Source organism: Acidovorax sp. KNOB132, assembly GCF_057541515.1.
On sequence record NZ_BAAJYT010000636.1, the window covers coordinates 1 to 650 of the forward strand.

The window sequence follows — 650 nt, forward strand, 5'->3', positions numbered from 1 at the left end:
CGCAGCGCAGGCCGCGCCCCCGCAACGGCAAGGGCGCCGGCCCGCAAGGCTCGCAAGGCCCGCGCCGCACGCATCCCGCACTGGAACAACTGGCCGCGCTGTACCCGCACCTGTTCGGCGCGCAGTTCCTGCCGCTCAAGCGCGGCATCTTCCAGGACCTGCAGGCCGCCCACCCCGATCTGTTCGAGCGCGATGCGCTCAAGCTCGCCCTGGGCATCCACACCCGGTCCACGCGCTACCTGCAGGTGGTGGCCGAAGGCCGCCAGCGCCACGATCTGCAGGGCCATGCCGTGGAGGCCATGGCCCCCGAGCATGTGCACCACGCGCTGCTGGAAGTGTTCCGCCGCCGCAAGCCCCGCGACGGCGAGGACATGACCGCCAAGCTGCGCCGCCGCATCGCGCAGGCCTACGAGGCTTCGGGCCTCACCCGCGAGGCGTACGACGCGCTGGTGCGGGGCCGCGACGAGGCCGCCAATGCCCTGCTCGACGAAGCCTTCGCCGAAGTGGCCGAGCGCGACGCCAAGGCCGAGGCGCTGCTGCGTGCCTTCGAGGCCAGCGGCAGCACGGTGGCGCAGTTCGCCGACATGTACGGCATGGACCCGCGCACGGCCGAACGCTCGCTGCACCGCGCGCGCCAGCTGCGCGCCGCG

Annotated in this window: 1 protein-coding gene; it reads left to right on the forward strand. The window is 73.5% G+C overall.

Translation table 11 applies throughout. The annotated features are described in order from the left end of the window. The coding region (locus AC27IO_RS25140) for a ProQ/FINO family protein (protein WP_498741334.1) at positions 1-650 on the forward strand (650 nt) is incomplete at both ends.